This window comes from Pseudomonas sp. PGPPP1, assembly GCF_002255865.1.
Classification (GTDB): domain Bacteria; phylum Pseudomonadota; class Gammaproteobacteria; order Pseudomonadales; family Pseudomonadaceae; genus Aquipseudomonas; species Aquipseudomonas cremoris.
The window spans coordinates 1-5,246 of the sequence record NZ_NKIG01000067.1 but is presented as its reverse complement, the minus strand read 5'-3'; the positions used below and the strand labels follow the sequence as shown (position 1 = coordinate 5,246).

7 protein-coding genes are annotated in these 5,246 nt (G+C 59.2%); all 7 read left to right on the top strand.

The annotated features are described in order from the left end of the window. Positions 1–53 precede the first annotated feature (53 nt). On the top strand, positions 54–1,268 hold the full coding sequence (locus CFE47_RS30930) for an IscS subfamily cysteine desulfurase (RefSeq protein WP_185708186.1): 1,215 nt from the start codon (positions 54–56) through the stop codon (positions 1,266–1,268). Positions 1,269–1,367: 99 nt separating this feature from the next. After that, positions 1,368–1,754 (top strand): Fe-S cluster assembly scaffold IscU, encoded by a 387-nt coding sequence (gene iscU / locus CFE47_RS30925; RefSeq protein ID WP_028617851.1) that lies wholly within the window; start codon positions 1,368–1,370, stop codon positions 1,752–1,754. Between the two features lie 28 nt (positions 1,755–1,782). Next, positions 1,783–2,106, top strand: a complete 324-nt coding sequence (gene iscA, locus CFE47_RS30920) for an iron-sulfur cluster assembly protein IscA (protein ID WP_003175963.1) — start codon at positions 1,783–1,785, stop codon at positions 2,104–2,106. Positions 2,107–2,114: 8 nt separating this feature from the next. Then, entirely contained in the window at positions 2,115–2,636 is a 522-nt protein-coding gene (gene hscB, locus CFE47_RS30915) for a co-chaperone HscB (protein ID WP_286842974.1), read from the top strand. 53 nt (positions 2,637–2,689) lie between these two features. Then, positions 2,690–4,552, top strand: a complete 1,863-nt coding sequence (gene hscA / locus CFE47_RS30910) for a Fe-S protein assembly chaperone HscA (protein WP_286842972.1) — start codon at positions 2,690–2,692, stop codon at positions 4,550–4,552. A gap of 3 nt (positions 4,553–4,555) precedes the next feature. Next, on the top strand, positions 4,556–4,897 hold the full coding sequence (gene fdx, locus CFE47_RS30905; RefSeq protein ID WP_017736823.1) for an ISC system 2Fe-2S type ferredoxin: 342 nt from the start codon (positions 4,556–4,558) through the stop codon (positions 4,895–4,897). Positions 4,898–4,911: 14 nt separating this feature from the next. Continuing rightward, positions 4,912–5,112: a Fe-S cluster assembly protein IscX gene (gene iscX, locus CFE47_RS30900; RefSeq protein WP_135291183.1), complete on the top strand. Its 201-nt coding sequence runs from the start codon at positions 4,912–4,914 to the stop codon at positions 5,110–5,112. The last annotated feature ends 134 nt before the right edge of the window (positions 5,113–5,246 follow it).

The window sequence follows — 5,246 nt, the reverse complement described above, 5'->3', positions numbered from 1 at the left end:
TGACAGCCGAAGAGCTAACGGCACGCCAGCCAGCCTGATTTAGGAGAAAGTCCATGAAATTGCCGATTTACCTTGATTACTCAGCGACCACCCCGGTTGATCCGCGTGTCGCGCAAAAGATGAGCGAATGCCTGCTGGTTGACGGAAACTTCGGCAACCCAGCCTCCCGTTCCCACGTGTTCGGCTGGAAAGCCGAGGAAGCGGTCGAGAACGCTCGTCGCCAAGTCGCCGACCTAGTTAACGCCGACCCGCGCGAAATCGTCTGGACCTCCGGCGCTACCGAGTCCGACAATCTGGCAATCAAGGGCGCCGCGCATTTCTACGCGAGCAAAGGCAAGCACCTGATCACCACCAAGATCGAGCACAAGGCTGTCCTCGACACCATGCGCCAACTGGAGCGTGAAGGTTTCGAGGTCACCTACCTCGAACCAACCACCGACGGTATCGTCACCCCGGCCATGATCGAAGCCGCGCTGCGTGAAGACACCATCCTGGTTTCCGTGATCCACGTGAATAACGAAATCGGCACCATCAACGACATCGCGGCCATCGGCGAGCTGACCCGCTCCAAAGGTGTGCTGCTGCACGTCGACGCCGCTCAGTCCACTGGCAAGGTCGATATCGACCTGTCGAAGCTGAAAGTCGACCTGATGTCATTCTCTGCCCACAAGACCTACGGCCCTAAAGGTATCGGCGCCCTGTACGTGAGCCGTAAGCCACGTGTGCGTATCGAAGCCACCATGCACGGCGGCGGTCACGAGCGCGGCATGCGTTCGGGCACCCTGGCGACCCACCAGATCGTCGGCATGGGCGAAGCTTTCCGTGTGGCCAAGGAAGACATGGCTGCCGAAAACGTACGCATCAAGGCCCTGAGCGACCGCTTCTACAAGCAGGTCGAGAACCTTGAAGAGCTGTACATCAACGGCAGCATGACCGCTCGTGTACCGCACAACCTGAATTTGAGCTTCAACTACGTCGAAGGCGAGTCGCTGATTATGGCGCTCAAGGACCTGGCCGTTTCGTCCGGTTCGGCCTGCACCTCGGCCTCCCTTGAGCCTTCGTACGTACTGCGCGCCCTGGGCCGCAACGACGAACTGGCGCACAGCTCCATCCGCTTTACGTTCGGTCGCTTCACCACCGAAGAACAAGTCGACTACGCGGCGCAGAAGGTCTGCGAAGCCGTCAATAAACTGCGTACCTTGTCGCCGCTGTGGGACATGTACAAAGACGGTGTCGACATTTCCAAGATCGAGTGGGCGGCACACTAAATATAGAAGCCGCCACCCAAGCTCTGTAGGAACGTGGCGGAAAACGCAGGCGTTTCTACAGGGTTCCAGAGCGGCCCTGATGAGTGAGGATTCAGTACCATGGCTTACAGCGAAAAGGTCATCGACCACTACGAAAACCCGCGTAACGTCGGCAAGATGGACGCGGAAGACCCAGACGTCGGCACCGGCATGGTCGGCGCCCCAGCGTGCGGCGACGTAATGCGCCTGCAGATCAAGGTCAACGACGCTGGCGTTATCGAAGACGCCAAGTTCAAGACCTACGGTTGCGGTTCGGCCATCGCCTCCAGCTCGCTGGCGACCGAATGGATGAAAGGCAAGACCCTGGATGAGGCTGTCACCATCAGCAACACCCAGTTGGCCGAAGAACTGGCTCTGCCGCCAGTGAAAATCCACTGCTCCGTGCTCGCTGAAGACGCTATCAAGGCGGCCGTTCGCGACTACAAGCAGAAGAAAGGCTTGATCTAAGCATTTGGCGACGAGTAAGGAGTCAACGATGGCTATCAGCATGACAGAAGCGGCTGCGCAGCACATTCGCCGCTCCCTGAATGGGCGCGGTAAAGGTGAGGGGATTCGTCTGGGTGTTCGCACCACGGGCTGTTCCGGCCTTGCCTATGTGCTGGAGTTCGTCGACGAGGTGGTTGCGGAAGACCAGGTGTTCGAAAGTCACGGCGAGAAAGTGATTATCGACCCTAAAAGCCTGACCTACTTGGACGGCACCGAGCTCGATTTCGTCAAGGAAGGGTTGAACGAAGGCTTCAAGTTCAACAACCCCAACGTACGCGGTGAGTGTGGCTGCGGCGAAAGCTTCAACATCTGAGGCTATTCGTGGGTACTCCTTGTCATTTCGCTTTATTCGAGCTGCAGCCAAGTTTTCGGCTGGACCTCGACCAGCTTGCCACGCGCTACCGAGAATTGGCGCGTGGGGTGCATCCGGACCGCTTCGCTGACGCTTCCGAGCGTGAGCAACGCCTGGCGCTGGAGCAATCGGCCAGCCTCAACGAAGCCTATCAGACCCTGAAAAACCCGCCCAAACGCGCACGCTACCTGCTTGCGATGAGAGGGGGCGAGTTGCCTCTTGAAGTCACGGTGCACGATCCCGACTTCCTGATGCAGCAGATGCAGTGGCGCGAAGAGCTCGAAGACTTGCAGGACGAAGCAGACCTGGCGGGTATCGCAGTCTTCAAGCGTCGTCTGAAAACGGCCCAGGATGAGCTCAACGAAAGCTTCGCAGCCTGTTGGGATGATGCAGCGCAACGTGAACAGGCCGAACGCCTGATGCGGCGCATGCAGTTCCTCGACAAGCTCACCTACGAAGTGCGCCAGCTAGAAGAGCGCCTCGACGATTAACCCCGTGTGCTGCCCGTGATGCACGCCTGATAGACAGATAAGACCTGATTACCATGGCCCTACTGCAAATCGCCGAACCCGGCCAAAGCCCTCAACCGCACCAGCGTCGCCTGGCGGTCGGGATTGACCTGGGCACCACCAATTCCCTGGTTGCTGCCTTGCGCAGTGGCCTATCCGAGCCGCTGCCCGATGCCAATGGCGAGGTTATCCTGCCGTCCGCCGTGCGTTATCACGCCGATCGCACCGAAGTCGGTGAGTCGGCCAAGCTGGCGGCGTCTACCGATCCTCTGAACACCGTGTTGTCGGTCAAGCGCTTGATGGGTCGTGGTCTGTCCGACGTCAAGCAACTGGGCGACCAACTGCCATACCGCTTTGTTGGCGGTGAATCCCATATGCCGTTCATCGATACCGTCCAGGGCCCGAAAAGCCCGGTGGAAGTGTCGGCGGATATCCTCAAGGTGCTCCGCCAGCGCGCGGAAAACACCTTGGGCGGCGAACTGGTTGGGGCGGTGATTACGGTTCCGGCGTATTTCGATGACGCCCAGCGCCAAGCCACCAAGGACGCGGCGAAACTTGCCGGCCTGAACGTGCTGCGCCTGCTCAATGAGCCGACGGCTGCGGCTGTGGCCTACGGTCTGGACCAGCACGCCGAAGGCCTGGTGGCTATTTACGACCTGGGCGGCGGTACCTTTGATATTTCGATCCTGCGCCTGACCGGCGGTGTTTTTGAAGTATTGGCCACCGGTGGCGACAGCGCGTTGGGTGGCGATGACTTCGATCACGCCATCGCGAGCTGGATCATCAGCAGCGCCGGGTTGTCCGCCGACCTGGACCCAGGCGCGCAGCGCAATCTGTTGCAAACCGCCTGCGCCGCTAAAGAGGCGCTGACTGATGCTGCGGTTGTCGAAGTTTCCTACGGCTCCTGGTCTGCCCAACTGACCCGCGAAGCCTTCGATGCCTTGATCGAGCCGATGGTCGCCCGCAGCCTAAAGGCTTGCCGCCGTGCTGTGCGTGATTCCGGTATCGAGCTGGAAGATGTCGGTGCCGTGGTCATGGTGGGCGGTTCCACCCGCGTGCCGCGTGTTCGCGAAGCCGTCGCCGAGGCGTTTGGTCGCCAGCCGCTGACTGAAATCGACCCGGATCAAGTGGTCGCCATTGGTGCGGCGATCCAGGCTGATACCCTGGCCGGCAACAAGCGCGACGGTGGCGAACTGCTGCTGCTCGACGTCATTCCACTGTCCCTGGGGCTGGAAACCATGGGCGGCCTGATGGAGAAGGTGATTCCACGCAATACCACCATCCCCGTTGCTCGCGCCCAGGACTTCACCACCTACAAAGATGGCCAGACGGCCATGATGATTCATGTGCTGCAAGGTGAGCGCGAACTGATCAGCGACTGTCGTTCCCTGGCGCGCTTTGAGTTGCGCGGTATTCCGGCGATGGTGGCCGGTGCGGCGAAGATTCGCGTGACCTTCCAGGTCGATGCCGACGGCCTGCTGAATGTAGCTGCACGCGAGCTGGGCTCGGGCGTTGAAGCCAGCATCCAGGTCAAGCCGTCCTACGGCCTCACCGACGGTGAAATCGCCAAGATGCTCAAGGACTCGTTCCAGTACGCCGGTGACGACAAAGTCGCCCGCGTATTGCGTGAGCAGCAAGTCGATGCCCAGCGCCTGCTCGAAGCAGTGCAGGGCGCCCTGGATGTTGACGGCGAGCGCCTGCTGGACGCCGAAGAGCGCATGGTCATCGACCTGCAGATGCAGGAGTTGGCCGAACTGATGAAAGGTACCGATGGTTATGCCATCGAGCAACAGACCAAGCGCCTGTCGCAAGTGACCGATGCCTTTGCCGCCCGTCGTATGGACCAGACGGTAAAAGCCGCCCTGGCGGGGCGCAACCTGAATGAAATCGAGGAATAATTAATGCCGCAGGTCATTTTTCTGCCACACGCCGAGCATTGCCCGGACGGTATGGTCGTGGAGGCTGAGACCGGCAAGTCCATCCTCGAAGTTGCCCATGACAACCACATCGAGATCGAAAGTGCCTGCGGCGGCGTCTGCGCCTGCACCACTTGTCACTGCATCATCCGCGAGGGTTTCAACACCCTGGAAGAAGCCGATGAGCTGGAAGAGGACTTTCTTGATCGCGCTTGGGGCCTGGAGGCGCATTCGCGCCTAAGCTGTCAGGCAAAGGTTGGGACGGAAGACATTACCGTCGAAATTCCGAAATATTCGCTCAACCATGCTGCCGAAGCGCCGCACTGATTCAAGGAAATGTCATGAGCCTGAAATGGGTTGATGTACAAGAAATCGCTATACAACTTGCTGAAGCGCACCCGGACGTCAATCCTCTGTCTGTGAACTTCGTCACCCTGCGCAATCTGGTGATGGCGCTGCCGGAATTCGACGACATCCCGGATCGGGGTGGCGAAAAGGTTCTGGAGGCGATTCAAGGCCTGTGGATCGAAGAAGCAGACTGAATCGTCTTTTTACGCAGTTAGGCAATACCCAATAACCCGCGTATAATTCGCGGGTTTAATTTTTCGTAAATTACCGTTTCTGGAGTTACACCATGGCTGTTCAACGTACTTTCTCCATCATCAAGCCTGACGCT